Raw genomic sequence first — 24,442 nt, 5'->3', positions numbered from 1 at the left:
TCCAATGAAGATCGCTCGTACCGAACTCGCTCTGGCCCTGATGCTGGCTCTTCCGATGGCTGCCGCAGCGGTTGCCGCTGATACGCCGCAGGCCGTCGCTGCCAAACAGGTAGCTACCGCCAACACAAAGCCCGCCGCCGCCGATGCGCAGCGGGTGATCCCGCTGCAGGGTGCCTGGAATGTGCGTACCTTCGCTGGCCTGCAGGGCAGCAAAGGGCCGATTCCAGCCGATGCCTTCGTGCGCACCGCCGACCTTGGCCGCCTGACCGATGCCGACCGTGATGCCCTCGTCGCCGCCGGTGTGAAGCTCGACATCGATCTGCGCACCGCCGATGAGGAAGCACAGTCACCGGATCTGCTGGCCCGCGACGATCGCTTCGACTATCAGCGCATTTCGCTGATGGGCACTGAGAAGATGGACCTGCAGAAGATGATGACCAGCTTCCCGGATACGCTGGGCGAGGCCTATGTGCAGTGGTTGGGCCACAGCCAGCCGCAGTTCAAGCAGGTGTTCCAGCGTATCGCCGCGCAGCAGGATGGCGCGGTGCTGTTCCATTGCACCGCAGGCAAGGACCGCACCGGTATCATCGCCGGCCTGCTGCTGGACCTGGCGGGCGTGCCCAAGGCCGAGATCGTGCACAACTACGCGATCTCGGCGCACTACCTGGAAGGGCAGCCGAAGGACAGCGCGATGAACGCGCAGATCATGGCGTTGATCAAGCAGAATCCGGAGATCGGTCGCAGGATGGCCGGCATGTCCGGTACCGCGCCGGACAACATGGTGCAGTTCCTGGCGGCACTGCACAGCCAGTATGGTGGAGCAGAGGGTTACCTGAAGTCGATCGGGGTCAGCGAACAGGAGATCCAGCAGTTGAAGGTACGGCTGGGGCAGGCAGGCTGAAAACTGCATGCCGAAGGCAGGTGCCGGACAGTGCCGGCACCTGCAGTGCGTCATCACGGCTGCAGCGGCGCAACCAGAATGGCGGCGTCGAGCACCGGGAACGTCTGCGGTGCCTGGCCGGACGATGCAACCAGACGGATCTCCAGCGTGGTCGTTCCACCATCGGCTGCATAGAGTGCCTGCAGGGCCCCCAGTTTCTGAGGCAGCGGCACCGCGAACGTGGTGGGATGGCTGTGATCCATCCCGGCCATGGTGGGCCCGAAGAACGATACGGTGCCGGCGTAGTACGGGCTGTCGGCATCCACGGACGAGGTGCCGGCGGGTGCGTTGATCAGCACGTCGAACTCGCGGGTGTTGTTCAAGCCGCGTGGTCGCTCCAGAGTCACTTCCGCAATCAACTGTCGTGGGCCCGATGCGGCCAGGTGCGCGCGCACCGCCTCATTGGGGACAGCCACGCGGAAAGTGCCATCGGAACGTGTGCCGCGCACCAGCCGCACCGCACCGGCAGCTGCGGGCAGTGCGGCCGCCGTCAGCAGGTCGTTGCGGCCCCCATAGACGTAGTCGTAGTCGAAGGCCGTGGTGGAGAAGAAGGCGCTGGCAGGACGCTCGCCAACGGGCTTGCCCTGTGAATTGACGAAGAACCGGAACGGTTCGTTCATGAACTGACGCCGCTGGTCGACGTTGATGGGCATGATCGGCTTGCCGCGGGATTGCTGCAGCTGGTTCCACACGTCCCACAGGCGGTCCATGTTGGCGTGGTGCAGGTAGAAGATCGGATCGAGCGGCGACAGGAAGTTGGTCATGTTGCCATAGGGGCCGGGGTCGACCGCGCCGACGCCACCGATGCAGTTGTGCACCTTGTTGTGCGGGAAGCCTTCGAGTACCGAGAATTTCGTGGCGCCGTCGGGTTGCACCACGTGTGAGGCCGTACGCGAGCTGGTGAAGCTGCGACTCACATCATCGTTGTAGAAATCGACCGGCGAAAGCCCTGCGTGAATGGTATCGGGAGACACGGCCGAAGCGGTCTTTGCATCGAAGCCGGGATTCTCGCGCCAGAGATAACGGGCGCCGCAGGTGATCGCATAGGCCGCATTGCCCGAGATACCGGTCTTCTCCGCGGCGCTGTAGCCGGTCACATCGTTCCAAACATCGTCCGCAGTGAGATAGCCACGGAGCTTGAGCTGATCGCGTTGGCCTGCATCCAGCGTTTCCCAGTAACGCTGCAGGGCTGGCCGCATGAACCGGGTGAAGACCGCCAGGTTGCGTGTATACGGCGCATAGGCGCTGTCAGTGGGTGTCAGCACGCCGTCGAACATCGCCGGGGGAATCCGTGGCAGCTCGGTCCAGTCCCAGTAGGGCATGGCGAACTGCGGATCGCCGCTGAGCGTGCGGATGGTCTGCTCGAAGTAGCCGACATAGCCACGGTGCCAGACGTAGAACCACCAGTTGCCGTGCGGGCAGTCCATCAGGTGCACGAAGGCGTTGCGGAACCAGTTGCGTGGATCATCCGCCGGCAATGCCAGCATGGCCTTGATGCCGCGTGCGTAGCTGGCCAGCATGCGCTGGCCTTCGGGGCTGGTGACGTTGTAGCGGTGGTAGCGTGCCTGCGCGGCCTTGTCGGCCGGTGCGGCGCCGCTGGCCCAGGCACCGGACGCGACCAGTGACGCCAATGAAGCGCTGGCGGTGGTGGCAAGAAAATCACGACGTGTGTAGCGCATAGCCTTCCCCCTGGTGATTGGTTGAACCGCATTGGGTTACAAATCACTGGCAGGACCGGCGGCAGCGTGGCGGCCGGTCCGACGGGGACATCCAGCCCCGCCGCTTCCACCGGCAGGTGCAACGATGGCCGGGGTGGAAGCGGCGGTAGTATAGGCATGGCAAACAGAGCTGATCTGCGAAGCAGGCCACAGTCGCAGGCGCATACACATCTGCCCGGCTGAAGCTGTTCACCGTCGTCGTCGCTGCGTTGTCGATCAGCCAGGCGTGGCCTGGCTCTACTGATCGGGCTTCACTCTTACCACCCGTTTCCGGTACTCGTACACGTTGTCACCGCGAATGCGCTTCTCCTCGGTGCCGGTGACCCGGCCCACCTGCTGGTCCGAGCCGGTCACCGGCTGGGCTTCGATCTCGGTTTCGTGTTCGAAGGAATGCGATTTGTCGGTGTTGCGGTAATAGCGGTACAGCGCCCAGTACAGCGCGGTTGCGCCGGCCGGGCCTGCCGCCAACAGCCAGAGACCACTGTCATCACTCATGTCGATGCCACCAGGAAGGCAATTGCGAGGGCTTCAATGACGGTGCCGGTGGCCAGTGCCGCCAACAGCATCTTCCACTGTTGCACGGGCACGCTGCCCATGGTTTCGCCGGTGCGGCCGTTCACTGCGATGTAGTGCAGCATGCCGCCGTTCTTGCCGGGCTGGTGGTACGAATACAGCCACACCGGCAGGTACATCGACACCCAGCGGGTGCCATGCACCTCCAGCTGCTCCTGCTCCCAGCGTACGCCGCGGTTGTAGCGCTTCACCGAGCCCTCCACCTGCGCGCGCGCGATCGACAGCAGCTGATCTTCCAGGCGTGGGCGTAGCTTCTCCACGTCCAGGTTGCGCTTCTCCGAGGTGAAGCCGGCCAGGTACGAGGCGTTCCACTTGACCGCGTTCTTGGTATCGAACGGCAGGATGGTGTTGATGATGTTGTTGGTGTTGGCGCGGGTGTCCAGGTTGCCGCGTTCGGCCGAGGATTCCAGCGGCAGGTCATCGACGGTGAAATCCACCTGGCGCTCGACCTGGTAGACGTCGGCGTCGTAGAGGGTGCGCTTGTTCTTCTCGCTGCCGACCGTGTATTCGCGGGTCTTGATCTCGCCCTTGCCGATCACGGCAGCGCTGACATTGCTGTCGACGATCATGTACGGAAGGAACACGCCCACCACGTTCTCCGGGGTGAACTGATCCTTGAACGCCTTCAGCGCGAACATCCGGCGCTTGTCGACGAACTGGCGGATGCGTGCGACCGCATCGTTCTTCTTGATGTGGAAGGGCAGGACGGCATCGGGCACCGCGCCGTTGGCGATCTGCTCGTTGACACCGAACACATGGCGGCACCAGTGGCAGCGCGCCGTCATCGTACTCTCGGTGTTGACCGTGACTTCAGCGCCGCAGCCGGTGCACTTGAACGTCATCAACGCCGAGGTGTCGGCATCGATGTCACGGGCGCCTGAGGCGATGACGGTACCGCGCAGCTGGTCGATGGCTTCGCCCAGCCCGAATTCCTCCTCGACCCGCGCGCCATGCCATTCGTGACGGCAGTAGAGGCAGACCAGGATATCGGTACCGGCCTTGGGCCGGATGTCGGTGGCGCCGCACCTGGGGCAGCGGTTGAGGCCGTCCTTCAGCTCGCTGGCCGAGGTGTCGATGGCCACAGGATCGGGTGCTTCCACTTCTTCACGGATGGCCTGCGGCAGTTTCGAGGTGTCCAGCGGGAAGCTGCCGGGCAGGGGAGGGACGTCCTGCGGCGAACCCGGCCCATCCAACGACGCCGCCGGCAAGGGCGGCGGCGTCGAGGGCGCGGATCCGGGCAGCGGCGGTGGGCCGTTTCGGGGATCGGACATGGTGGTTGTACGTCCTGCCGGTTACAGGCCCAGTGCCTTGGCCTTGAGCGCGTCGTAGTCGCTCTGGGTGATCAGGCCCAGGTCGAGCATTTCCTTGGCCTTCTTCAGCTTGGCCACCGGATCATCGGCAGCCGGCGCGGTCGGCTGCTGCATGCCACCGACACCAAACATGCCCGAAGCCATGCCGACACCGACCAGGCCTGCCGCGCCGCCGTTCTCGCCGGCCGACTGGATGCCCTGGGCAACGCTGGCCTGCAGGTTGGAATTGCCGCGCGAACCGGACAGCGCATCGGCGCGCTGCACGGTCTTCAGCAGCTCGCGGGTGTTGGCGTCGTACTCGATGGAGACGATGGCGGTCTTGACGATGGCCAGGCCGCGATCGGACTTCCACTGGTAACCATGCTCAACTGCCGCCGACAGGCTTTGCGCGAAGCCCAGCGAATCCTGCTGCAGCTTGGTGATGCGGTTGCCCTTGCTCGGATCGTTCGTGTACAGGCTGAAGGCGGGAGCCAGCGAACCGACCACCTCATTGAACAGCTGGCTGGCGGCGGCGTTGTCCAGATCGGTGAAGTCGAACACCTGGCCCGGCTGCAGATAGCGGGCGGGCACGAAGTTCTTCACGAACAGGATCGGATCGACGATCTTCAGCGTGTACGAGCCACGCGTGACCGCACCCACCTGGGTGTTGAGGAAGCCGTCGTCCCAGTAGATTTCCGACTGGGTGCCGAAGCGGTTGTCCGGCAGTTCCTTCAGCGACACGAAGTAAGCCGCCTGCTGCGAGCCCGGCTGGCCGCCGAACTTGAAGCGCTCCCAGCTCTGCTTGATGAAGGTGCTGACCAGGCCGTCGCCGGCGAAGATCGACTGCGAGTTCAGATCGTCCGAGCGCCATTCGTAGCCACCGGGCTCGGCGACGAAGGCGGTGATCGCGCCGTCCTGGAACAGCAGCAGGCCGTAGCCTTCCGGCACCACGATCTTCGAGCCGTTGCTGATGATGTTGGACGAGCCGCTGGTGTTGGAGCCGCGGCCGGCATTGGTGCCCTGCGGCACCGCCGCGAACAGGGCCGCCGTGGACGGCAGGCCCGCCGGCACGGTGTAGAAGTCCTTCCACTGGTCGGCCAGCACACCGCCTACCGCACCCTTGACCGCCTGTATAAGACCCATGTCCAACTCCCTGTGATTCGAGGACAGGCACCATGCCTGCCGAGCTGGACTGAATATAGCAGCGGGCAGGGACTGCTGTGGTGCCGGAAGATGATTCCAGTTCAGGCTCCGCAGGTGGCCTGTGGGCCGCCCCGGATCGCCTGGAGTACCGCGGCCATGTCCAGCCCTCCCAGCCCCATCCGCTGCGCCCGCGCGAACAGTGCATCGCTGGCGTCGATCAGGGGCGCCTGCATGCCCGCCTCGTGCGCGGCACCGGCCACCAGGCCGCTGTTTTTCAGAACATCGGTGATCGAGGCCTGGACCGCGAAGTCCTCGCGGATCATCTTGTCCAGCTTGATCCTCGATACCTCGCTGGCCATCGGCCCGGCGTTGAGTACTTCGGCGAAGCGCTCCAGGGCAATGCCGTGGACCTTGGCGAAGTGGACGGCCTCGCCCAGTGCGGTGACCAGCGTGATCAGATACAGGTTCACTGCCAGCTTCATGCGTAACGCCGCTGGCACCTGACCGCACGCGACGCACTGCCGGCCGAGGGGCGCAAGCAGGTGCGAGGCTTCTGCCACGTCAGCGGCGTCGCCGGCCAGCATGATGACCAGTTGCGCGGCTTCCGCCTGCACCCGCGAGCCGGAGACCGGCGCTTCCACGTAGCGCCCGCCTGCCGCGCGGATCTGTTCGCCCAACGCTTGGGAATAGGCTGCCGAGCTGGTGCCCATGTTGATCACCAGGCGGCCTTTGACGCGGGCAGGGAAGGTCGGCGTGTTCCGATCCAGCACGCTGTCGATGGCCTCGTCGTTGGCCAGCATGAGCAGGATCGTCCCGCACGCGTCGAACACGTCCTGCCGTTGCGTGATGGGCTGCACGCCGGCGGTGCGTGCAGCCTCGTGGTTTCGGCCGGAGCGGGACCAGCCCAGCACGGCGTGCCCGGCCCGTGCGAGGTGGCCCGCCATCGGCGTGCCCATCACGCCCAGGCCGATGAATCCCAATGGCATGGGAGGCTCCCGATCATGGCAAGGCGTCGATCATGCCGCAGATCGGCAAAGGGCGCGCAGGCCGTGCAGGTCGACATTCCCCCGCGTTGCATTGCTGGCAAAGATAATCACCGATATTCACGTGATTATCATCACGATTTTCTCGAAACTCGCTTTCGATAATCCCGGGGCCGAATGCGCGTATCTGCGTTTGAGGCGCCGGGATCCGTCCGACGTCCGCATCGTCGACCTACCGACGGCAACCTCCTGGGGGCATGGGGGCGGACAGTGTGCAGGTTCACCTGCGTGTGCTGCGGCTGGCGCGAGGCGCGGCGGGGGCGTCGCAGCATCACGCAATGAAGCCGCACGGTACCCATTGCGCGATCACCCGCTGCAACGGCAGCGGGTTGCCATTCGAAAGGGGAGTTTCAATGCACAGGCAAGTCAGTGAGATGTTGCAGCGCGCCTATCGACCCCACCGGTCCTTGCCAGACCTGTTGGGCGCGTTCGTGAAGGAGTTCTCGCAACACCATGCATTGCGTGGCGGCAGCGTCCATCTGCGCGGTTCCAGTGCTGGCCATACGGACGTGACTGCGGTGGCGGTAACGGACGACAACACCGCTGCCCGCCAGCGCTTGCCGATCCGCTATGGCAGCGAGGTACTGGGTGAGCTGCATCTGGAAAGTGAAGAGGGCCGGCTGGACGGTAGTGCCCTGGCGCTGGGTGAACAGTTTGCCCAGCGCTGTGCACACCTGATCAAGCGCTACGAGGCCAAGGCCTGGGCCGAACAGGCGCTGAGCCGACCGCTGCTGCTGGTCGGCGCCGGTGAGGCGCTGAAGCAGATGGACGAGTTCGTCGAACGCGCGGCGGCCAGTCCGCTGCCGGTACTGCTGCGTGGCGAGTTCGGTACCGAGAAAATGGAACTGGCCGCCGCCCTGCACAGTGGTGGCCGATACCGGCAAGGCCCGTTTGTCGAGGTGAACTGTGTCCATCCACAGGGCGAAGCCTGCGACTGGTTCGCGCGCGCGCAGGGCGGAACGCTGTACTTCCATGAAGTCGACGAACTGCCGGTGTCGCTGCAGGGCCAGCTGTCACATCGCATGCGTGGGCTGCCCGCCGCGCATGCCGATGCGCAGGCGACCGGTCCGGCACGGGTGATCGCCTCGACCAGCGCGGACCTTGAACAACGGGTGAGGGAGAAGCAGTTCTCGCGCGCCCTGCTGGCCGGACTGGAGTTCCTGACCGTGGATATTCCGCCGCTGCGCGAACGGGTGGAGGACATCGCCGCGCTGGCGGCACGTTCACTGGAGCTGCATGGGTTCAATCCCCATGTGCTGGGTGACGATGTGCTGGAAGTACTGTGTGCGCATGACTGGCCCGGCAACCTGCTGGAGATGGAGCGGGTGGTAGTGCGGTTGGCGGTGATGACCGGTGGCCGCTGCATCCGTCGCGACGATCTGGCACGCCACGCGCCGGATCTGGCAGCGGGCAATGTCGCCATCGATGCCGGGCGCGCGCCGCAACTACCGCCCGGGGTTGAGGAAGCTGCCGCTCCCGAGCCTGGGCAGCAGGACGCGCCGAGGGCTGCGCATGAAGGCCTGCACGATGGCCTGAAGCGTGCCCTGGCCTATCTGAAGGACCACGCTGCCGAGCCGCTCACACTGGGTGACCTCGCCCGCCAGGCCCATGTCAGCCAGTCTCACCTGGGATTCCTGTTTCGCAGCGAGCTGGGTACGACGTTCAAGCTGCTTCTGCAGCAACTGCGCATCGAGCATGCCAAGCAGCTGCTGCGGGATGTGCAACGCCTGCGCATTACCGATGTCGCACTGCAGGTTGGCTTCGGTGACCTGAGCCACTTCGAAAAGAGCTTCCGACGCGCGGTGGGGGTCAGCCCGCGCAGCTACCGTCGAACGCCGGATCAGTAAAGCAAACGCCCCGGTGCAGGCGCGGGCCTGCCCGGGGTGCTGGGATGGCAGATCAGGCGTTACCGTGCGTTTGCTTCAGCAGCGCGCTGCACGGCCTGCTCGGCGGCTTCGTCCGCGCGGCGTGCCGCTTCGGCGGCGGCCTCGACAGCGCGTTGCGAAACCTCCATCGCGGCGCGGATGCCTTCTTCACTGGCAGCCATCGCGGCGTCCGCCAGCTCCTGGGCGATTTCCATCGGGGTTTTGCCCGCCGGATGGGCGGGAGTAGGCTTACCGGGAAGCGGGGTCGGGAAGGTCATCGTCGGTGCTCCTGCTGGGGATGAGGGGAGAACACCGTCGCTGCGTTCCCCCAGGATGTGGCGCAATGCCGCCTGGGCATCGGCCAGGATCTTCTGCGCTTGTTGCCGGGCCGCCATGCGTCCGGCAGCAACGGCCGTGCCTGCCGCCGAAGCGAGGGCCTCCGTCGCTGCCTGCACGCCATCGCCACCCGGCGCCGGAAGCGGGTTCACACCGTATCCGCCTGATAGCCAACCTGTGCTTCATCGCCTAGGTAGCGGCGGGTTCGGCGGTAGTCCTGCAGGGTGATCACATTGTCCTCCACCTGCACCAGCGCCTGCGCCCTGGAGCCATCGATCGCGAACTGGACGCTGGCACCATCCTGGCCGAGCTGGCCACGGGAGACCGGATGCTCGTTGAGGAACTCCTGCGCATCGCGCAACTGCCAACGCGCGGCCTCGCGCAGCCGGCTGTCGTCCAGCAGCAAGTCGGGATCGTTGTCGAAGCATGCGGCCATCTGCTGGGCGGCCAGCGAGATGCGGGCGTAGCCGATCTGCCGGTTCGCGGCCAGGCTTGCGGCGATCGCCTCGCGCACCTGCTCCGGCGACGGCAGCTGTGGCAACTGCGGCCCGTCCAGGAAGCCGAACAGGATCGGCAGCACCTGCTGCAACGCCCGGGTGGCACGCGTCAGCCGATGCTCGCGGCCGCCGCCACCTGCGCTCACCCGCTGGTAGAAGCGGAAGTAGTCGGCAAACTCGATGGGCCTGCGCGCGTGCAGCAGCGCGAAGCTGGCGGCGTCGGCCAGGTCCTCGCGCCCTGCGGCGGACATTCCCACCTCACCGGCGAGCTGGTGGAGCGCCACCGATTCACGAAAATCCAGTTGCTGCAGCAGCGGAGCATCGGCTGCGCCAATCGAGGCCAGGAACGCACGCGAGGCGCCGAGTTCGGTATTGGTCAGCAGCCGATGTCTTGCCAGTACTCCCTGTGCCTCGCTGTGCGACAGGCGCGTGTCATCGCCAAACTCGATGTCGCGCAGGGCACCGAGGTCACTGGTACCGAGACTGAGCAGCTTGATCGGGCCGATCTGCAACCCGATGCGCGGCAACCATGTCATGCGCGAACCGTGCAGACCCTGCTGCACCCCATCGAGCATCGTACCCTCGTCGGAGAAGGCGTAACGGTGCTCATGCGATTCCATGGCCCACTTCAGCCAGTGCTCGCCGCCGTCGATGAACTGAAGGACATGCCTGCAGGATTGACTGATCTGGTTGGCCTGGGGGATGGAACGACCGGCAATGAAAACGCTCATGCGTGGCTCTCCTGGCGGCCTCACTGGGCCGGAAAATCCTTGAGGACGGTCGCAGCGGCACTGCCGACCCGGGTGAAGTCGTTGGTGGCCCCCTGCATCATGGTCTGCGCCTGCGTGAGCACCCTCGCATACTTTTCGTCCCCCGTCGCCAGGTACTGGGCCATTGCCACGCCGGCTGCGGTGGTCGCGATGGTTGAGACATTGCGCAGTGCGTCGGCGGCATCCTGCACGGCGATCGCTGCAGACTGGGCTACCGACTGGTAGGCCTTGCCGGCGCCACTGGTCTTCACCACGGTCGCGGACATGGTGGCCGTCTGCACCTGGTTGATCACATCGATGACCTGGGCGTTGACGTTGCTCGGGTCCATACGGGCTCCTTGATGGGCGGGTGCGGCCGCAGGCGGCCTGTGTAGTGTCAGGCCCCGGCGTCAGTGTTGCCTGTGGCCGGGGAAGAGGGGGATTCTGGCGCGGAATCCTGGGCGGGACCTGCGGCCGGATCCGGACCGGACGAGGGGTCGGGCGCAGGACCGGGCGCGGGCGCTGCCGCATTGCCTGCGAGCGTTTCGAGTGCATGCAGGCTGCTGGTAGCGGCCGCAGCGTCGGCAGTGGCACCGTGGGTCTGTGCCTGCAGGACGCTGATGGCGGTCTTTCCTTCTGCGGTGGCCGCGGCGATCACTGCCGCAGGCGAAGGGGGCGCCGGCACCGGGCCGGGCAGGGGGATGACCTGCGGCGGTGGCGGCGGAGGAGGTTCCGGAGCGGGCGGCGGCACCGGCCAGGGGGCATTGATCATCTTCGCGCAGGTCGCGGTGACCGCTGCGTTGCTGACCATGCCCGCACCCTGCTGGCGCGCGACGGCGTTGTGCATGGCGGTGCCCAACGTCTCCAGCATCACCATGTCCAGCATGCTGAAGGACTGCGCCGGCCCCTGGGCCACCAGCAGGGTCGAGGCGGCGCTGACGCTGTCGACGATCTGGCTGTTGACGGTGTTCTCACTGCTCATGACGGAACGGCTCCCTTCTGGATGATCAGGGCCAGGACCTGGGCCAGGCTTGCCCCGGCGGTCACCTGGCCGCGTTGCTGGTTGGCCACCGCGTTCTGCATTGCCAGGCCAAGACTGTCGGCCATCGCCAGGTACGTGGCGGACATCGCGAACGAGGGGGCGAGGGCGATCGCCATCCCGGAGCCAGTGCTGGTTGCAGCCAGCAGGTAGCCGGTGGCAGGCGATCCGGCCATCGATCAGGGGCCCGACGTGACGCCGCCCTGAGCGGGGGCGCGGCGGTTGGCGTCACGCCGGGCCGACACGTCAGCGCAGACCCAGGATTTCGCGGGTGGCCACGCCGTTGGAGGCGGTGTCGATCGCATACAGCGTGGACACCCCCTGGGTGGTCGACGCCTGCATGGTCACGTAGGACTGCTGCTGGTTGTTGGTGGCGTTGTGCGCCGCGTTGGACAGTGCCTGGCTGGTGGCTACGAACAGGTTGCCCATTGCGATGGCCGGCGCATCACCAAGCACCTTGGTGTTGACCTGCGAGACCGAATCGGTGATCTGGCTGTTGACGGCGGTGGGAAATGCCATGGTGGAAGCTCCTAGGGTGGACAGCACTACAGGAACGGAGATTGCCGGCACTCAATGGAATCAGCCGAGAATCTTCCGGGTGGCGGCGCCGGTGGCGCCGGTATCGACGGCGTAGAGCAGCGCGACGCCCATCGTGGTTGCGGCCTGTGCCGTGACATACATCTGCTGCTGGGCGAGCGTCGCGTTGTGGGCGGCATTGGCCAGCGCCTGCGCGGTGGCCTGGTACAGCGTGCCCATTGCCGTGGCAGGCGCCACGCCCAGCACCTGCAGGTTGGCCTGGCTGACCGAGTCGGTGATCTGGACGTTGACGGCCGTGGGAAATGCCATGGCTCAGCTCCTTGCCTTCCGGCGCATTACGCGCCGAGGATCTGCTTGGTGGCCACGCCGGTGGTGGCAGTATCGATCGCGTACAGGGTGGCCACGCCCATGGTGGTGGCTGCCTGCGCCGTCACATAGGACTGCTGTTGGGCGTTGGTGGCGTTGTGGGCGGCGTTGGCCAGCGCCTGCGCGGTGGCCTGGTAGAGGTTGCCCATGGCCACGGCGGGGCCGTCGCCCAGCACTTTGGTATTGACCTGGGTGACTGAATCGGTGATCTGGTCGTTTACAGCGGTTGGGAATGCCATGTCTATCTCCTTGAGGTTGGCGGGTCAGCTACGGAACGACAGATCAGGAACCCAGGCCGCGGACGCGGGTGCTGAGGATTTCCTTGCTCGCTACCGCCGTGGTGGCGGTATCGATCGAGTACAGCGTGGCCACACCCATGGTGGTGGCCGACTGCGCGGTCACGTAGGACTGCTGCTGTGCGTTGGTGGCGTTGTGCGCGGCGTTGGCCAGTGCCTGGGCGGTGGCCTGGTACAGATTGCCCACCGCCACGGCGGGCGCGTCGCCCAGCACCTTGGTGTTGGCCTGGGTGACCGAATCGGTGATCTGGTCGTTTACCGCGGTTGGAAATGCCATGTCCTGCTCCTGCGAAAAGGTGGAAGTGCGTGGTATCCAGTGTCACGGTGCGTTGCCTGCAGCGGCCTGGGCTTCACCGTGGGGCCAGAGTAGGAAATGGCGTCGCCGCCGGATTGGCGGAATCGACGGAGAATGCGGGGGGATCACCGTGAAGGTGCGACGTGAATGCGGCGGAACTGATGATCAGCGCCGTCATCGCTAGCGCTGGCGCGTTGCCCGGGAGGACACACAGGGCAACGCACGCGGCTGCCGCGATTCGGCGGCGACGGGCAGCGGCCACGTCGTCGCCGAATCGGGCGGGTCAGAGCATGTACGGGATCTTGAACGCCAGGGTGAAGTCCGGCGCATCCGGGGTCAGGCCGATGCCGAGCAGGGTCACCAGGGTGGTGTGCTGGTTCAGCGCATAGGTCACGCCCAGATTCAGTGACGCTGCATTGGCGTCACTGCCGATCACCTTCATCCACTTGCCGCCCTCGAATCGGGTGGAGGCACGGGCGCTGATGCGGTCACTGAAGGACAGGCTGAGGCTGGTGCGCTCGTTGAACGCGAACGCCACGCCCGCGCCGAAGTACACCGAGCCGCCCAGCTTCACGTCACCGGGATTGACCGTGTCCGGATTGCTGTCGATGTCGTTGAACCCGCGCGGAATCGAGTGCACGTAGCCGATGTTGGCGAACAGGATCGCCGGGTCGGCGGTCTTGACCATCGACAGGCCGACATTGGCCTGCCACACGCCATTGCCAGTGGGTTGCTCGCGTGGCACGGCGAAACGGATGTAGTCATCGTCGTCGCGCTCGATGACCTTCCAGTCCAGGCCGTAGGGCGCTCGCCCGGTCGGCGCGGTCACGCCGGCAGTGAGCACGGTTTCCGGGCGCCAGCCGCGCTCGCCGAACAGGCGGTAGTTCGCACTCAGACCGATATCACCCAGGCCGTTGCCATTGGTTTCCTCCTGCGCGATGGCCGCCGCTGCGCCACCGGCACCACCCTTCTGGTAGACCGTGCGTCGCGCCAGGTAAGGCACATCCAGATTCAGCGTCAGGTTGGGGCTGACGCCCCAGCGAGCCGCAACGTTGTAGGTCAACGAATCGGATTCGACGTTCTCGATGGCGATGTTGCCGAGGAAGATCGCGTCCAGGGCAAGGAAGCCGTTGAGGGTGAGCTGCTTGCGGTCGTAGCGGGCGTAGGTAAGGCTGTTCTCGATGGTGAAGCGCCGCGAGAACAGCGCGGATTGCTGCTGCTTGACATCATCCACGCTGCGCCTCGACTCCTGCTTGGCCTGCTGCGCCTCGGCGGCGGTGCTGGCGTAGCCTTCGCTGCTGGGTGGAACGGCTGCGGCGGCTGCCGCGGCCAGCGGCGCGGCGGGCGTCGCTGTGGCTGGGCCCACCCGGCCACTCAATCGTGCCTGCATCGCCTGCACCTGCATATCCAGTTCGCGCAGCCGCCGCACTTCCTGTGCGTAGTTGGCCTTCAGCTGTTCCAACTGGTTGGCCAGCGCCTGCACGTCGGCGCCGTCGTCCCCTGTGGGCGGTGCGGCGAGCGCGGTGCCCGCCAGCGCCGCCAGCGCCAGCGGGGTGATCCTCAGAAGGGTGTGCATGTTCGTGTCCTGCGTTGTGAAGCGCTTCCCCCAATGCCGCGCCGCGCTACTGGCCCGGCCCCATGCCGCGGTTCAACGCAATCGCCTGGGCCACGTTCTGGCTCAACGGCAGGTTGCCGCCCACGGTGTTGCGAACCAGCTCCAGCCGCAGTTGGTTGCTGGCGATCTGGCCATCACCGGCCAGGGCAATGCCCTGGCCGACGCTGCCATTGCGGATCCACTGTTGCACCAGGCCCTGGCCATCCACCTGCAGGAGCAGGCGGGCCTGGTTGCCATCGAGCACCGCGGTCGCGGTTGCGCCGGACTGCTGCGCGCTGACCGAACGCGCACCCTCGCTCGCTGCAGAAGGCACCTCGCCATCACGCACGCTCAGCGTGGTGACATTGCGAGCGGCGTTGCCATCGCCGGCCACCTGTACGCTCTGCACCAGGCCGCTGGCGTTGGCCAGGCCGCTGCTGTCGATGCTGCGGCCGCGGGTGTCCGGCAGTGGCGCATCAGCAGCGGTCACATGCACGCTGGGCTGGAAGCTCAGCTTCGGCGCACCGCCGCCGCGGAAGTCCATGGCCAGGGTCAATGCGCCCTGCAGGGTGGCACCGTTGCCGGCCTGCCACTGCGAAACCATGGTCACCCCGAACCAGGCCACGTTGTTGCCGCCCACGGTGTAGCGGCCTCGCATCAGGCTCAGTTCCGGGTCCGGAATTTCCTTCAGGCCGCGACCGGGCGTGCCCTCTGCCGCCTGCAGGGGCAGGGCAGGGAAGGCCAGCAGCAGGGCCATCATCAGCGGTTGGCGGAACATGGTCGAACCTCCTTCAGAACAGGTCGGCATGGCTGAAGCCGAAGTCGACCAGTTCGGCATCGGTGATCGGCCCCTGCCGCGCATACAGCGCGCGCGCACTGGGCCGTTCGCTGGGTTGCAGCAGGGCGGTGTTGCGGTCGAAGTCGCTGCCGATCACCACGAACACTGCGCGTGATGGCCAGGCCGCAAGGAATTCAGGCAGCGCCAGGCTGCGGTTGCCAAGGATCGGGTCGGCCACCTCGACGATGCCGTTGCGGACCTGCTTGAGCACCACGAAATGGCGGAAGCCGCGCACGTCCATCAGCACCAGGCCGGGGACGCGCAAGGTGCGCAGACGGGATTCGTCGATACGGTAGCCGCGGCCGCGCATGCCCAGCGATTCCACGTAGCGCTTGATGTCGAGCAGCGAAAAACCGCGCTCGGCCACCAGTGCGGGATCGGAGACCCCCATCATCCCCTCGATCACCGTCGCCTCGTCGGTATCCAGGTGGTAGGCGTGGCGCAGGATGGTGGCCAGTGCGGCGGCCCCGCAGCTGTAATCGGTGTGCTGGCGCACCACGTTGCGGTAGCGCCGCTCCTGCATGCTCTCCACCTTCTGCTGCAGCAACGCGCCATTGGGCAGTACGCCGCTGAAGCGCACCTCGCCCGCCCACGCGGAGGCGGTACCCAGCAGCAACAGCATCGCCAGCAGGCGCATCGAGAGGCGGCAACGGATCATCACGTTCTCCGGCAGCAGGGGGGAGCCCCTGTCCCAAGGGGGAGGAGGAACAGGGGCTCCCGGGAACCCGGCCATTGGCGGACGGCCGGGGTGTTGCGCTTACTCGCCGCTGCCACCACCGCCGCCGGTGCTGGGCTGGGCGACAGCCAGGGCCAGGCTGTTGGCCTGGAGGTTGCCGGTACCCGCCGCCACGTTCACGCCGATGTTGCCGGAGGCGCCAGAGAAGGCACTGCCGGACAACGCCGAGGTGTTGGTCGCGTTGACGTTCACCCAGCGCGTGGTGCTGACCGTGCCGCTGAGGCTGGCGTACAGATCGGCCACGCCCAGTTCGACGAACTGGCTGGTACCGCTCTCACGCGTATCGAAGCCCAGGCCGCCCACCCCCGGCCGGTTGGGGTTCATCGTGGCGTTCTGGATCTCGTTGTCCAGGTCGATGTGGCCGGTGCTGTTGCCACCCGGGTGCGGCAGCTCGCCATTCCACGTATCCAGGTAGTAGTTGGCCATCTGGTAGGCGTTGCCGGTGCCGCGGTAGGTGCCCGCGCCATAGGCCAGGGTCAGGCCGCTGACGCCGCCACGCATGCCGACCTGCACGGTGTCCGTGTAGGACTGCACGAAGCCGGCGTTGCTGACCGTGTTGCCGGTGGAGACCTGGTTGGAGCTGATGCTCGACTGCGCCACAGCGGTGGTCGCCACCGAGGCCGCGAGCGCGTTCTTCTGCTCGTTGTTGTTGCCCGAGGCGATGTTCACGCCGATGTTGCCCGAAGCACCACCGAAGGCGTTGCCGCCGAGGCCTGCGGCGTTGGTGACGCCGGAGTTCATGGTGGCGTTGCCGAAACCGGCCTGGTTCACGAACACTTCGGCATCGGCCATGCCGAAGCTGAAGGATGCATCGGCCGCGGACAGCGACGCGGCGTTGTCCTGGGCGTTGTTGTCGCCGGACACCACGTTGAAGCCGAGGTTGCCCGAAGCGCCGGCACCGACACTGTCGCCGATGGAGGCACTATTGGTGACCAGGCTGTTGCTGGTGGCGTTGTTGCTGATCGACTGCCGGTTGTCGATCACCGCGATGGCGGCGGAGTCGAGATCGATGTCGCCGGTGATGTTCGGGTCACCGGAGAAGTTGATGTCGGTGCTCAGGCGCAGGTCCTTCTCCAGGTTCACGTCGACGCCGTGGTTGTTCTTTTCCTTGCGTTCGTCGGCCTGGATGTTGCTGTGCTTCTGCACATTGACGTTGACGGTGCGGTTGCGTACGTCGTTGTCGGTATGGTTGTGGGTGTCGTTGCGGGTTTCGCTGACGGTGTGGTTGTGGTTGATGTTCGCATTGGCGTTCTGGTTGTCCCAGCCATTGGCCGCAGCGGCGGTCGAGGCAGTGGCAATCGCCATGGCGAGCATGGTCTGTTTGACGGTCGCTTTCATGGTGCCCTCTCTCTCATCAGGTGGTGCATCGGTTGGGTGGTTGTCACGGGCGGTCCTGCACGACCAGGCCAAGCACGTTGGCTGTCTCGTTGCCGCTGCCCGCGATCTGATTGAGTTGCAGGACCCCGTCGAATCCCCGTAGTGCGGTGCTGGCTACACCGGCGCTGCGGGTCCCCGTCGCAACGCCGCGACCGGCGTCGTCCCGCCCCCCTGCCAACGCGGAACCTTCGGCGGCCAGGGCCGTGTCGTCGGATTCGCGTATGCCCTGTCGAGCCAGCGTCGCGCTGACGACGTTGAGCGTCGTGTTGGCGATGCCGCTGGCCTGGTTGATCGAAGCGATGCCGCTGGCACCGGCCAACGCGTTGCCGCCGATGAGCGCGGACGCCTCCATCGGCGCCGACAGCACCCGGTTGCCGCGCTGCAGCTGCTGGGCGCTGATGGCTACGTCGGCGAGTCCGCTGTGGGCAATGCCGCGCAGATTGGCCTGCAGGTTGAGGTCGCCGGCGGCCTGGTTCACGGCGATGGCACCGCTGGCGCCGGCCAGTGCGTTGCCGTCGATGCGGGCGACGTCGAGGTAGGCGAGCATGCCGCTGTAGTCATCGGCCAGTGCGCCCAGCGGCGTCGCGCCGAGCAACAGCAGCAGCCAGAGCAGGCGTTTCATTTTCCACCTGCCGGGGCAGTGCCCTGCAGCGGGAACTGGGCCAGTGCGCCGCGCACGGTATCGGCGATACCGCGGGTACTGCTGCCGACCGCGCCCAGCGGGCCGCTCATGGCACCGCCCAGGCTGCTGCCGACCATGCCATCGCCGCCTCGCCCCAGGGTGCCGCCCAGGGCCTGTTGGGTCACGCGCTCTACCGTTGTGCCGCCAGGCGCCGCGACCATGGCCGTGTGGCCTGCACCCATCCCGGCATAGTCGTCGTCGCTGAGCTCGTCCATGCCAGGCGAGGAGCCACCGCTGCCGAGCGCTGCGGCAATCTCGCGCTGCGGCTTCGGGTCGGCAATCAACGCCATCCCCGGTGGCGCCATGCGATAGGCCGGACGTGCCGATACGTCGCGCAACAGGACGATTTCGCCCGGTTGCGGCTTCACCCCTTGGCGGGCGCCCGATGCTGCCGCAACTCCCGGCAGCAGCAACAGCAGGACGGCCACTGAAGGGGCGAGTCTGCGAAGAACTGGGGTGACACCGTCCATGCCGATCTCCCGCGATGGGTGCGGCGGAACCACGCATCAACCGTGCCAACTGCAGAACGCCCACCAGGCAACACGGGGTGGACCCGGTGCCAGGCTTCGCTGCTGCCAGGGTGTTACAGGCACGTCGAAGAAATGTTGCGATTGCGCCGTGCCAAGCGCCGCAGGGCAAGGCGCCCGGTGGACTGTCGCATTGTTGTTACAGGTGTCGGTGCGGACTGCAACGGTGCGGCTTCAGCCGAGCATTCCTTGACGCGGCGCTCATTGCGCTGCCGTTTAGCGAAGCGCTAGGATCCGCCTAACAAAGGCCGCCGCGGTGGCCGTAGAGGTCTCGGCGGAGGGTGGCACGCCGGTGATTGGCTGACAGTCCGCCGACGGTGTCCGGATGCTGGGGGAAGCATGGCAGCGGTCCCGGAAGCTTCTACATCACGTTGCGTGCTGTGGTTTGGTGAGCCGTCGGCCAGCGAGCGCAGTGCGCTGGCTGCGGCAGGCTGGTATGTGCGCAGCATCCATCCTGATCCGGCCATGGCGATCGGCCTGCGCGGACGCGATCGTCTGCTCGCCGTGCTTGATCTACGGCACCTGGATGCAGCCGCGCTGCAACTGCTGCTGCCCTGGATCGAGCAACATCAGCACCTGCCCTGGCTGGCGGTAATGCCGCCGAGTCCAGGTGCCGTTCCGCCCGCGTGGTTGCCGTTGCTGCAGCGCTGCCTGGCACGTTTTACGTTGCCGTTCGGGTTGCAGGACATGGTCAGCGCAATGCGCCAGCAGTTCGATGCTGACGACCCGCCGCCGGATGAAGCGTGCAATGGCAGCACGCCACGTGCACTGATCGGCGAGAGCCCGGCACTGCACGCGGTGCGTACCGTCCTGCACAAGTTCGCACCGGTGGAGTTGCCGGTGCTGGTCACCGGCGAGACCGGCACCGGCAAGGAGCTGGCAGCGCATGCACTGCACGCGCTGTCAGGTCGCGCCGGCAAGCGGTTCATTGCGGTCAACTGCGGTGCGATCCCGGCCAACCTGGTGCAATCGGAACTGTTCGGGCACGAGCGCGGTTCCTTCACCGGTGCCGACAAGCGCCAGATTGGCGTGTTCGAGTCGGCCCATGGTGGCACCGTCTTCCTCGATGAGGTGGGCGACCTGCCCGCCGAAGCACAGACCAGCCTGCTGCGGGTGCTGCAGGAGGGCACCTTCGAGCGTGTCGGCAGCAGCCAGCCCCTGCGCGCCGATGTGCGGGTGCTTGCCGCGACCCATGTCGAGCTGGAGCAGGCGGTGGCGCAGGGGCGGTTCCGCAGTGATCTTTACTACCGGCTCAACGTGTTGCGGCTGCCGATGCCGCCGCTGCGCGAGCGCGGAGGCGACGTGCAGCTGTTGGCCGAGCACTTCCTGCGCTGCTTCCGCCTGCGCCATGCGGTGCGCGCACGTGGCTTCGCCCCGGCAGCGTTGCAGGCCCTGCGGCGCTTCGACTGGCCCGGCAACGTACGCGAACTGCTCAATCGCGTGCAGCGGGCGGCGATCATGGCCGAGGGCGAGCTGATCAGCGAGCGCGATCTGGAACTGGGCGCACCGGCCCCGAGCTTGCCGGGTGCAATGCTGCACGACGCACGCGGCCAGGCCGAGCGCGATGTGCTGCTGCAGACCCTGCGCCAGACCGGCTACAACGTCTCCGAATGCGCGCGGCAGATGCAGATCTCGCGGGTCACGGTGTATCGGCTGTGCCGCAAGCACCGGCTGGAACTGCCTGCGCAGCGCTGATCAGCCGGCCGGCAGGTGCTTGAACAGGCGCAACGGCTTGCCCGCGACGCGCTCGATCACGCCCTTGGCTTCCAGGTCCAGCTGCACCGCCTTCAACCACCAACCGGCGGTGGCCCCAGCAGGGAACAGGGAGGCGGGCAGGTGCGGCAACAGCGCCTGTTTCGCCTGCGCAACCGTCAGGCCCGGCGGTTGCGCAGGCAAGCTCCAGAGCAAGGCGTGGCGCATGGCGAGATACTTAGCGCGATCCACGCGCTGGATGTGACCGGGCGTGGTGATGCTTTCGATCTCGATCCGCTCGGGCTCAGACATGGCTGTCTCCGGCGACGTCGATGCGTGGGCTGCGGAAGCCCATGGCGATCCACGCCTTCATCAACCGGGCATAGAACCGCAGTGACCGGGTTTTCAGGTTCGGCACATCGTCGGGAAGGACAGACGCATCAGGAAGATCACTGACCATCGTCCGCATCTCCACGGCGGGTCTTGTCGATGCTGGCCACAACAGGCCATACAGACTCAGCCAATGGCCGCCGCTGAACTCCAGGAAAAGCGGCGTATTGCAGCAGCTCGCCAGGACGCGGCGGCTGCCGCCCCTGCTGGACAACCGCAACGCGCGCAGCAAGGGATGTCCTGCATCGATGCTGACGCGATCCTTGCGATGCATTACGAAAAGCGTCTGGCCATGCGGGCCCAGTACGTCCGGTGCTCGAGGCATCGACTGCAGCATGGCGCCGACCTTGCGGCAGCTGTCGCAGCAGCATTCGACGGTGGCAATGGGTTGGCCCGTGGCGGTCAGGCGGACCTGGCCGCAGGCGCAGGCGCAGGCGAGGGACTGATGGGAGGGCATCTGCATTTTCTCCTGGGGTGTTCATTCTCTCGACGAACCGGGGCTGCGAAAATCGACAACATCCACCGTCAAGGGCGCTTCATCTGGTAGCGGATGCGGTACAGATCCAGCCCTGTGCCGTCCGCGCGCCGCGCCGAATAGGTCAACGAGCCGGGTTGCGAGCCATCGAGCATTGCGCCGTAACTGTCGCCGGAGGCCTCGTTCAAGGGGGCCGGCAACGCATGGCCCGCGTCATAACGGCCCCCACGAGCGTAGGCAATGAACTGGCGCACCGGTGCATTGCCGAAGTCCAGAGCGCGGGCAAACACTACCGTTCGGCCGTCGCCCAGGAAGGTGGCATCGAACTCCTGTGCCGCGGTGTTGAGGTCGCCGGGCAGCGGCCGCGCGGGCTGCGCCACGCCACGGACCATCGCTGCGACGTAGAGGTCATGGCCGCCCGCACCGCCTGCACGATCGCTGGAGAACAGCAGTGTGCCTGCGTCCGGCGAGAGCATTGGCGCGAACTCATCGGCCGCGCTGTTCACTGCGGGGCCAAGATTGACCGGCTCCCCGAATCGACCCTCGCTACCCATGCTGACCCGATACAGATCGTCGCCGCCCTGGCCGCCTGCACGATCCGAACAGAAGTACACCACACGGCCATTGGCGGAGAACGCGGGATCGAACTCACGTCCCGGCGTGTTGAACGAGACCGGCGTCGCCGGTCGCCAGCGCTGCCCGTCGTGGCGCGAGACCCAGATGTCATACCCACCCGGACCTCCGGGCCGGTTGCGGCTGAACCACAGTGCGGTTTTTCCGTCCGGGCTCAAGGTCAGTCGAATCTCGTCGTACTGCGTGGAGGCAACGCCCGGGGCAAAGCGTTCGCCGGGGCCGACGATCTGCAGCACCCTTGATGGAGACGCGGGAGGCGACGCAGAAACCAGCAGCATCACGGCCAGTAGCGCCTTCATGCCTGTCGCTCGAAATCGCTGACCCAGTTGGTTTCCCAACTGCGCCCACCATCGGTCGAGGCCGCCTGTTCCCAGCGCGCCGAACGCGGTGTGATGCGTGACCAGATCACCCGCGTCTGGATCGCTCGCCCGTCGTGCTGGTCTTCGCCCAAGAAGCAGCCGACTCCGGCCTCGAAACCACCGCGCAGTGGCGCGCCGATCCGCGTCGGCTCCCGGCCATCCAGCCACCAGCTCAGCCAGTGCCGCTCAGCCGCATCCCAGGCGCGGATGCCCATGCCGCGCAGCGGCGCTCCAGGTACGTCCATCAGATTGTCACCGACGTTGCCGAAGCCTCCCAGTACCGGCCAGTTGTGCAGGGTGCCGTTGAACGCGTCCCAAGCATCGCTGCCTGTCAGCCGAGCGCGCAGGCGACGATGGCGCACGTTCCAATGGCCCACCAGGAAATCAAAATCACCCGGTGCATCCGGCAGCCTCGGAAGTGGAGAGGGGGTCGCAGCAGTGCGGCGGAACCAGTTGCGCCAGTTCACTTCCCAATGCGCACCGGCATCGTCGGAGAACGCCTGTTCCCACCACGGCTCCTCGCCGTGGATGTCATGCCAGCGGAACCACACGTCGATCGGGCGCCCGTCGACCCGGTCGGTGCCGCGGAAGCTGCCGGCATCGCCCTCGAAAGCGCCGCGCACAGGGGCTTCGATATGGGCAGGGTTGCGGCCATCGATCCACCAGATCGACCACGTGGAAGACACCGGATCAAACGCACGCACGCCCAGGCCCCTGTAGGGGCCCGAAGGCAGCGCCATGACGTTGTCATCGATGGTGCCGAGTCCGCCCAGGGTCAGCCATACCGCGCTTGAGCCGGTGAAGGACTCCCAACGGGTATCGCCGGCCAGGCGCTCCTTGAGGCGTTGGTGCCGGACCTGCCAGTTGCCCAGCAGCCATTTCCAGTCTTCGCTGTGGCTGGGCAGGGCCCACCCGGAGGGCAGGGCGCTGGACGCCGCCGCAGCGGTCAGGGTAGCCAGGAACTGCCGTCGATCCATGTGCGTGATCCCCTACCGAAGGTGCCTCCATCGTTGCGGGTGCGCGGGGTATTGACCACGCAGATATCGGGGCTCAGGCTAAGTCACACTTATGGTCACCCAACGCCAGCTGCCATCGCTTGCCGCCATCCGCGCCTTCGAGGCGGCGGCGCGGCTGGGCAGCTTCGCGCGTGCCGCCGAAGAGCTCGACACCACTGCGGCATCAGTGAGCTACCACGTGCAGCGTCTGGAGGCCCAGACTGGTACCCGCCTGTTCCTGCGCCACGCACAGCATGTGGAACTGACGGTTGCCGGTGCCAGCATCGCGCAGGAGGCCACACGGGCGTTCGATGCACTTCGTGCCAGTTTCATGCGCGCTGGGGACATGGATGCAGCGCGACTGCGCCTGTCCGTATTGCCAACGCTGGGCACCAGTTGGTTGACGCCGCGACTGGGCGGCTTCCGCGCGCGTCACCGGGAGCTTGTGCTGGAGCTGGATCTATCGGCGGAACCGCAGGACCTGGCAGCGGGTCGCTTCGACGCGGCCATCCGCAACGGGCATGGGGACTGGCCCGGCTTGCAGGCCACGCCCCTGTTTCCCAGCGTATTCACACCGCTGTGCGCACCGTCGCTGCTGCCGGCCGCACGTGACCTGGGTCGTGGCGGGCTGGATGTCGCGCTGCTCGGGCGACCAGACTGGTGGGCAGTGTGGTTCTCCGCTCATGGACAGATTGCACCGCCGGCGCGGGAGAATTTTGTTGCACCATTTGCTGTCGAGCACCTGGACATCGGTGCGGCGATTGCGGGGCAGGGGATCGCCATTGGTTCGCCGATCCTGTTCCAGGCAGAGCTGGACAGCGGGCGACTGGTACAGGCTCATCCAGGTGTGGCCAGTGACGGCCGCAGTTTCTGGTTCGTGGCACCAACTGCGCGCAGCGGCAGCATCAAGGTCAGCGCGTTCCGTGATTGGCTTGGCGAGCAGGCGGCTGAGGCACGGCGTGCAGCACGCCATCATCTGGCCCAAGCGGTGACACCGTGAACCAGAGCCCCGAACTACTGCGACGCCTGCTGCGTGCCAAGGACCGGATGGACCGCGCCAGCCACGAAGAGTGGTCAGTCGCGCGCTTGGCCGAGGTCAGTGCGGTATCGCCGGCGCACTTCGCGCGCTCGTTCAAGCAGGCCTTCGGGCTGCCGCCACACCGCTACCTGCTCAGCCGCCGCATCGAGCGGGCGGTGGCCATGCTGCGCGACACCGATCTGCCGGTGACCGAGATTGCCGCCCAGACCGGCTGGTCCAGCCTGGGTACGTTCGGCCGCATCTTCCGTGACATCACCGGCGATAGTCCGGGCAATGTGCGGGAGCGCGAGCGCGCCGGCCAATCGATACCCGCCACTGTGCCGGAATGCCACGCACGTGCCGCGCAGCGCCCGGACCTCAACATCGCAGTTTTGGAGAAGCGCCGCCGCCAGGCCGTTGCTAACGTGGATCCCACCTGA

29 protein-coding genes are annotated in these 24,442 nt (G+C 66.4%); 5 read left to right on the top strand and 24 right to left on the bottom strand.

Annotation, left to right across the window (positions count from 1 at the left end; all coding sequences use genetic code 11):
• Positions 1-4: 4 nt before the first annotated feature.
• Entirely contained in the window at positions 5-901 is an 897-nt protein-coding gene (locus ACZK2G_RS11780; RefSeq protein WP_046983347.1) for a tyrosine-protein phosphatase, read from the top strand.
• A 53-nt stretch (positions 902-954) separates the two neighbouring features.
• Here the strand turns inward: ACZK2G_RS11780 and ACZK2G_RS11775 are convergent, their stop codons facing one another.
• The 5 genes from ACZK2G_RS11775 to ACZK2G_RS11755 form a co-directional block, all read right to left on the bottom strand.
• The gene (locus tag ACZK2G_RS11775; RefSeq protein WP_478473367.1) at positions 955-2,619 is read right to left on the bottom strand and encodes a tyrosinase family protein; all 1,665 of its coding nucleotides are present in this window, start codon (positions 2,617-2,619) and stop codon (positions 955-957) included.
• A gap of 276 nt (positions 2,620-2,895) precedes the next feature.
• Positions 2,896-3,153, bottom strand: coding sequence for a hypothetical protein (locus ACZK2G_RS11770; RefSeq protein WP_046983345.1), 258 nt, complete (start codon positions 3,151-3,153; stop codon positions 2,896-2,898).
• Positions 3,150-4,502: a TFIIB-type zinc ribbon-containing protein gene (locus ACZK2G_RS11765; protein ID WP_478473366.1), complete on the bottom strand. Its 1,353-nt coding sequence runs from the start codon at positions 4,500-4,502 to the stop codon at positions 3,150-3,152. The genes ACZK2G_RS11770 and ACZK2G_RS11765 overlap by 4 nt, the downstream gene beginning before the upstream one ends.
• Positions 4,503-4,523: 21 nt before the next feature.
• On the bottom strand, positions 4,524-5,663 hold the full coding sequence (locus tag ACZK2G_RS11760; protein ID WP_478473364.1) for an SPFH domain-containing protein: 1,140 nt from the start codon (positions 5,661-5,663) through the stop codon (positions 4,524-4,526).
• A gap of 101 nt (positions 5,664-5,764) precedes the next feature.
• On the bottom strand, positions 5,765-6,649 hold the full coding sequence (locus ACZK2G_RS11755; protein ID WP_478473363.1) for an NAD(P)-dependent oxidoreductase: 885 nt from the start codon (positions 6,647-6,649) through the stop codon (positions 5,765-5,767).
• Between the two features lie 410 nt (positions 6,650-7,059).
• On the opposite strand from ACZK2G_RS11755, the gene ACZK2G_RS11750 reads away from it, so the two are divergent.
• Complete coding sequence (locus tag ACZK2G_RS11750) at positions 7,060-8,553, top strand: helix-turn-helix domain-containing protein (protein ID WP_478473361.1); 1,494 nt, start codon at positions 7,060-7,062, stop codon at positions 8,551-8,553.
• 59 nt (positions 8,554-8,612) lie between these two features.
• Here ACZK2G_RS11750 and ACZK2G_RS11745 read toward each other — a convergent pair whose 3' ends face one another.
• The 15 genes from ACZK2G_RS11745 to ACZK2G_RS11675 all read right to left on the bottom strand — a co-directional run bounded on the left by ACZK2G_RS11745 (position 8,613) and on the right by ACZK2G_RS11675 (position 18,383).
• Complete coding sequence (locus ACZK2G_RS11745; RefSeq protein ID WP_248298397.1) at positions 8,613-9,059, bottom strand: hypothetical protein; 447 nt, start codon at positions 9,057-9,059, stop codon at positions 8,613-8,615.
• A complete protein-coding gene (locus ACZK2G_RS11740) occupies positions 9,056-10,135 on the bottom strand; it encodes a hypothetical protein (protein ID WP_136637978.1) in 1,080 nt (359 codons plus the stop codon). The genes ACZK2G_RS11745 and ACZK2G_RS11740 overlap by 4 nt, the downstream gene beginning before the upstream one ends.
• A 20-nt stretch (positions 10,136-10,155) precedes the next feature.
• Complete coding sequence (locus tag ACZK2G_RS11735; RefSeq protein ID WP_136637979.1) at positions 10,156-10,503, bottom strand: hypothetical protein; 348 nt, start codon at positions 10,501-10,503, stop codon at positions 10,156-10,158.
• A gap of 47 nt (positions 10,504-10,550) precedes the next feature.
• On the bottom strand, positions 10,551-11,135 hold the full coding sequence (locus ACZK2G_RS11730) for a RebB family R body protein (protein WP_136637980.1): 585 nt from the start codon (positions 11,133-11,135) through the stop codon (positions 10,551-10,553).
• Positions 11,132-11,368: a RebB family R body protein gene (locus tag ACZK2G_RS11725; protein WP_046985584.1), complete on the bottom strand. Its 237-nt coding sequence runs from the start codon at positions 11,366-11,368 to the stop codon at positions 11,132-11,134. The genes ACZK2G_RS11730 and ACZK2G_RS11725 overlap by 4 nt, the downstream gene beginning before the upstream one ends.
• A gap of 70 nt (positions 11,369-11,438) precedes the next feature.
• On the bottom strand, positions 11,439-11,711 hold the full coding sequence (locus ACZK2G_RS11720) for a RebB family R body protein (RefSeq protein WP_005416651.1): 273 nt from the start codon (positions 11,709-11,711) through the stop codon (positions 11,439-11,441).
• A gap of 60 nt (positions 11,712-11,771) precedes the next feature.
• Positions 11,772-12,038 (bottom strand): RebB family R body protein, encoded by a 267-nt coding sequence (locus tag ACZK2G_RS11715; RefSeq protein ID WP_478473358.1) that lies wholly within the window; start codon positions 12,036-12,038, stop codon positions 11,772-11,774.
• Positions 12,039-12,064: 26 nt separating this feature from the next.
• Positions 12,065-12,334: a RebB family R body protein gene (locus ACZK2G_RS11710; RefSeq protein WP_046985582.1), complete on the bottom strand. Its 270-nt coding sequence runs from the start codon at positions 12,332-12,334 to the stop codon at positions 12,065-12,067.
• 43 nt (positions 12,335-12,377) lie between these two features.
• Complete coding sequence (locus ACZK2G_RS11705; protein ID WP_005416648.1) at positions 12,378-12,668, bottom strand: RebB family R body protein; 291 nt, start codon at positions 12,666-12,668, stop codon at positions 12,378-12,380.
• A gap of 301 nt (positions 12,669-12,969) precedes the next feature.
• Positions 12,970-14,262, bottom strand: a complete 1,293-nt coding sequence (locus ACZK2G_RS11700; protein ID WP_430766119.1) for a transporter — start codon at positions 14,260-14,262, stop codon at positions 12,970-12,972.
• Between the two features lie 46 nt (positions 14,263-14,308).
• Positions 14,309-15,058 (bottom strand): hypothetical protein, encoded by a 750-nt coding sequence (locus tag ACZK2G_RS11695; protein ID WP_478473357.1) that lies wholly within the window; start codon positions 15,056-15,058, stop codon positions 14,309-14,311.
• A 13-nt stretch (positions 15,059-15,071) separates the two neighbouring features.
• On the bottom strand, positions 15,072-15,776 hold the full coding sequence (locus ACZK2G_RS11690) for a C39 family peptidase (RefSeq protein WP_046985579.1): 705 nt from the start codon (positions 15,774-15,776) through the stop codon (positions 15,072-15,074).
• 99 nt (positions 15,777-15,875) lie between these two features.
• Entirely contained in the window at positions 15,876-17,192 is a 1,317-nt protein-coding gene (locus ACZK2G_RS11685; RefSeq protein ID WP_012511147.1) for a hypothetical protein, read from the bottom strand.
• A 43-nt stretch (positions 17,193-17,235) separates the two neighbouring features.
• A complete protein-coding gene (locus ACZK2G_RS11680; RefSeq protein ID WP_478473355.1) occupies positions 17,236-17,853 on the bottom strand; it encodes a hypothetical protein in 618 nt (205 codons plus the stop codon).
• Positions 17,850-18,383: a hypothetical protein gene (locus ACZK2G_RS11675; protein WP_478473354.1), complete on the bottom strand. Its 534-nt coding sequence runs from the start codon at positions 18,381-18,383 to the stop codon at positions 17,850-17,852. Before ACZK2G_RS11675 ends, ACZK2G_RS11680 begins: the two co-directional genes overlap by 4 nt.
• A 396-nt stretch (positions 18,384-18,779) precedes the next feature.
• On the opposite strand from ACZK2G_RS11675, the gene ACZK2G_RS11670 reads away from it, so the two are divergent.
• Positions 18,780-20,135 carry a sigma-54 interaction domain-containing protein gene (locus tag ACZK2G_RS11670; RefSeq protein ID WP_136637986.1) on the top strand — a complete coding sequence of 452 codons (1,356 nt, stop codon included), beginning with the start codon at positions 18,780-18,782 and terminating at the stop codon, positions 20,133-20,135.
• Here ACZK2G_RS11670 and ACZK2G_RS11665 read toward each other — a convergent pair whose 3' ends face one another.
• The 4 genes from ACZK2G_RS11665 to ACZK2G_RS11650 form a co-directional block, all read right to left on the bottom strand.
• Complete coding sequence (locus ACZK2G_RS11665; protein ID WP_136637987.1) at positions 20,136-20,444, bottom strand: DUF6958 family protein; 309 nt, start codon at positions 20,442-20,444, stop codon at positions 20,136-20,138.
• A complete protein-coding gene (locus ACZK2G_RS11660; protein ID WP_478473351.1) occupies positions 20,437-20,985 on the bottom strand; it encodes a GFA family protein in 549 nt (182 codons plus the stop codon). Before ACZK2G_RS11660 ends, ACZK2G_RS11665 begins: the two co-directional genes overlap by 8 nt.
• Before the next feature lie 62 nt (positions 20,986-21,047).
• The gene (locus ACZK2G_RS11655) at positions 21,048-21,929 is read right to left on the bottom strand and encodes a TolB family protein (protein WP_136637989.1); all 882 of its coding nucleotides are present in this window, start codon (positions 21,927-21,929) and stop codon (positions 21,048-21,050) included.
• Positions 21,926-22,966, bottom strand: coding sequence for a hypothetical protein (locus ACZK2G_RS11650; RefSeq protein WP_478473349.1), 1,041 nt, complete (start codon positions 22,964-22,966; stop codon positions 21,926-21,928). The genes ACZK2G_RS11655 and ACZK2G_RS11650 overlap by 4 nt, the downstream gene beginning before the upstream one ends.
• 91 nt (positions 22,967-23,057) lie before the next feature.
• On the opposite strand from ACZK2G_RS11650, the gene ACZK2G_RS11645 reads away from it, so the two are divergent.
• Positions 23,058-23,984 carry a LysR substrate-binding domain-containing protein gene (locus ACZK2G_RS11645; protein WP_478473348.1) on the top strand — a complete coding sequence of 309 codons (927 nt, stop codon included), beginning with the start codon at positions 23,058-23,060 and terminating at the stop codon, positions 23,982-23,984.
• Positions 23,981-24,442 carry a helix-turn-helix domain-containing protein gene (locus ACZK2G_RS11640; RefSeq protein ID WP_478473347.1) on the top strand — a complete coding sequence of 154 codons (462 nt, stop codon included), beginning with the start codon at positions 23,981-23,983 and terminating at the stop codon, positions 24,440-24,442. The genes ACZK2G_RS11645 and ACZK2G_RS11640 overlap by 4 nt, the downstream gene beginning before the upstream one ends.

This window comes from Stenotrophomonas sp. 107298_Sma (assembly GCF_056480345.1).
Note: the sequence above shows the minus strand (reverse complement) of the source record. Positions and strands in the feature narration are given on the sequence as shown.

Excerpts from the sequence above, each read along its gene's own strand:
- ACZK2G_RS11750 (WP_478473361.1), top strand. The coding sequence starts at position 7,060 with ATGCACAGGCAAGTCAGTGAGATGTTGCAGCGCGCCTATCGACCCCAC.
- ACZK2G_RS11740 (WP_136637978.1), bottom strand. The coding sequence starts at position 10,135 with ATGAGCGTTTTCATTGCCGGTCGTTCCATCCCCCAGGCCAACCAGATC.
- ACZK2G_RS11770 (WP_046983345.1), bottom strand. The coding sequence starts at position 3,153 with ATGAGTGATGACAGTGGTCTCTGGCTGTTGGCGGCAGGCCCGGCCGGC.
- ACZK2G_RS11685 (WP_012511147.1), bottom strand. The coding sequence starts at position 17,192 with ATGAAAGCGACCGTCAAACAGACCATGCTCGCCATGGCGATTGCCACT.
- ACZK2G_RS11680 (WP_478473355.1), bottom strand. The coding sequence starts at position 17,853 with ATGAAACGCCTGCTCTGGCTGCTGCTGTTGCTCGGCGCGACGCCGCTG.
- ACZK2G_RS11765 (WP_478473366.1), bottom strand. The coding sequence starts at position 4,502 with ATGTCCGATCCCCGAAACGGCCCACCGCCGCTGCCCGGATCCGCGCCC.
- ACZK2G_RS11760 (WP_478473364.1), bottom strand. The coding sequence starts at position 5,663 with ATGGGTCTTATACAGGCGGTCAAGGGTGCGGTAGGCGGTGTGCTGGCC.
- ACZK2G_RS11755 (WP_478473363.1), bottom strand. The coding sequence starts at position 6,649 with ATGCCATTGGGATTCATCGGCCTGGGCGTGATGGGCACGCCGATGGCG.
- ACZK2G_RS11725 (WP_046985584.1), bottom strand. The coding sequence starts at position 11,368 with ATGGCCGGATCGCCTGCCACCGGCTACCTGCTGGCTGCAACCAGCACT.
- ACZK2G_RS11720 (WP_005416651.1), bottom strand. The coding sequence starts at position 11,711 with ATGGCATTTCCCACCGCCGTCAACAGCCAGATCACCGATTCGGTCTCG.
- ACZK2G_RS11715 (WP_478473358.1), bottom strand. The coding sequence starts at position 12,038 with ATGGCATTTCCCACGGCCGTCAACGTCCAGATCACCGACTCGGTCAGC.
- ACZK2G_RS11660 (WP_478473351.1), bottom strand. The coding sequence starts at position 20,985 with ATGCAGATGCCCTCCCATCAGTCCCTCGCCTGCGCCTGCGCCTGCGGC.
- ACZK2G_RS11695 (WP_478473357.1), bottom strand. The coding sequence starts at position 15,058 with ATGTTCCGCCAACCGCTGATGATGGCCCTGCTGCTGGCCTTCCCTGCC.
- ACZK2G_RS11730 (WP_136637980.1), bottom strand. The coding sequence starts at position 11,135 with ATGAGCAGTGAGAACACCGTCAACAGCCAGATCGTCGACAGCGTCAGC.
- ACZK2G_RS11675 (WP_478473354.1), bottom strand. The coding sequence starts at position 18,383 with ATGGACGGTGTCACCCCAGTTCTTCGCAGACTCGCCCCTTCAGTGGCC.
- ACZK2G_RS11645 (WP_478473348.1), top strand. The coding sequence starts at position 23,058 with ATGGTCACCCAACGCCAGCTGCCATCGCTTGCCGCCATCCGCGCCTTC.
- ACZK2G_RS11780 (WP_046983347.1), top strand. The coding sequence starts at position 5 with ATGAAGATCGCTCGTACCGAACTCGCTCTGGCCCTGATGCTGGCTCTT.
- ACZK2G_RS11650 (WP_478473349.1), bottom strand. The coding sequence starts at position 22,966 with ATGGATCGACGGCAGTTCCTGGCTACCCTGACCGCTGCGGCGGCGTCC.
- ACZK2G_RS11665 (WP_136637987.1), bottom strand. The coding sequence starts at position 20,444 with ATGTCTGAGCCCGAGCGGATCGAGATCGAAAGCATCACCACGCCCGGT.
- ACZK2G_RS11690 (WP_046985579.1), bottom strand. The coding sequence starts at position 15,776 with ATGATCCGTTGCCGCCTCTCGATGCGCCTGCTGGCGATGCTGTTGCTG.
- ACZK2G_RS11670 (WP_136637986.1), top strand. The coding sequence starts at position 18,780 with ATGGCAGCGGTCCCGGAAGCTTCTACATCACGTTGCGTGCTGTGGTTT.
- ACZK2G_RS11710 (WP_046985582.1), bottom strand. The coding sequence starts at position 12,334 with ATGGCATTCCCAACCGCTGTAAACGACCAGATCACCGATTCAGTCACC.
- ACZK2G_RS11735 (WP_136637979.1), bottom strand. The coding sequence starts at position 10,503 with ATGGACCCGAGCAACGTCAACGCCCAGGTCATCGATGTGATCAACCAG.
- ACZK2G_RS11775 (WP_478473367.1), bottom strand. The coding sequence starts at position 2,619 with ATGCGCTACACACGTCGTGATTTTCTTGCCACCACCGCCAGCGCTTCA.
- ACZK2G_RS11700 (WP_430766119.1), bottom strand. The coding sequence starts at position 14,262 with ATGCACACCCTTCTGAGGATCACCCCGCTGGCGCTGGCGGCGCTGGCG.
- ACZK2G_RS11705 (WP_005416648.1), bottom strand. The coding sequence starts at position 12,668 with ATGGCATTTCCAACCGCGGTAAACGACCAGATCACCGATTCGGTCACC.
- ACZK2G_RS11655 (WP_136637989.1), bottom strand. The coding sequence starts at position 21,929 with ATGAAGGCGCTACTGGCCGTGATGCTGCTGGTTTCTGCGTCGCCTCCC.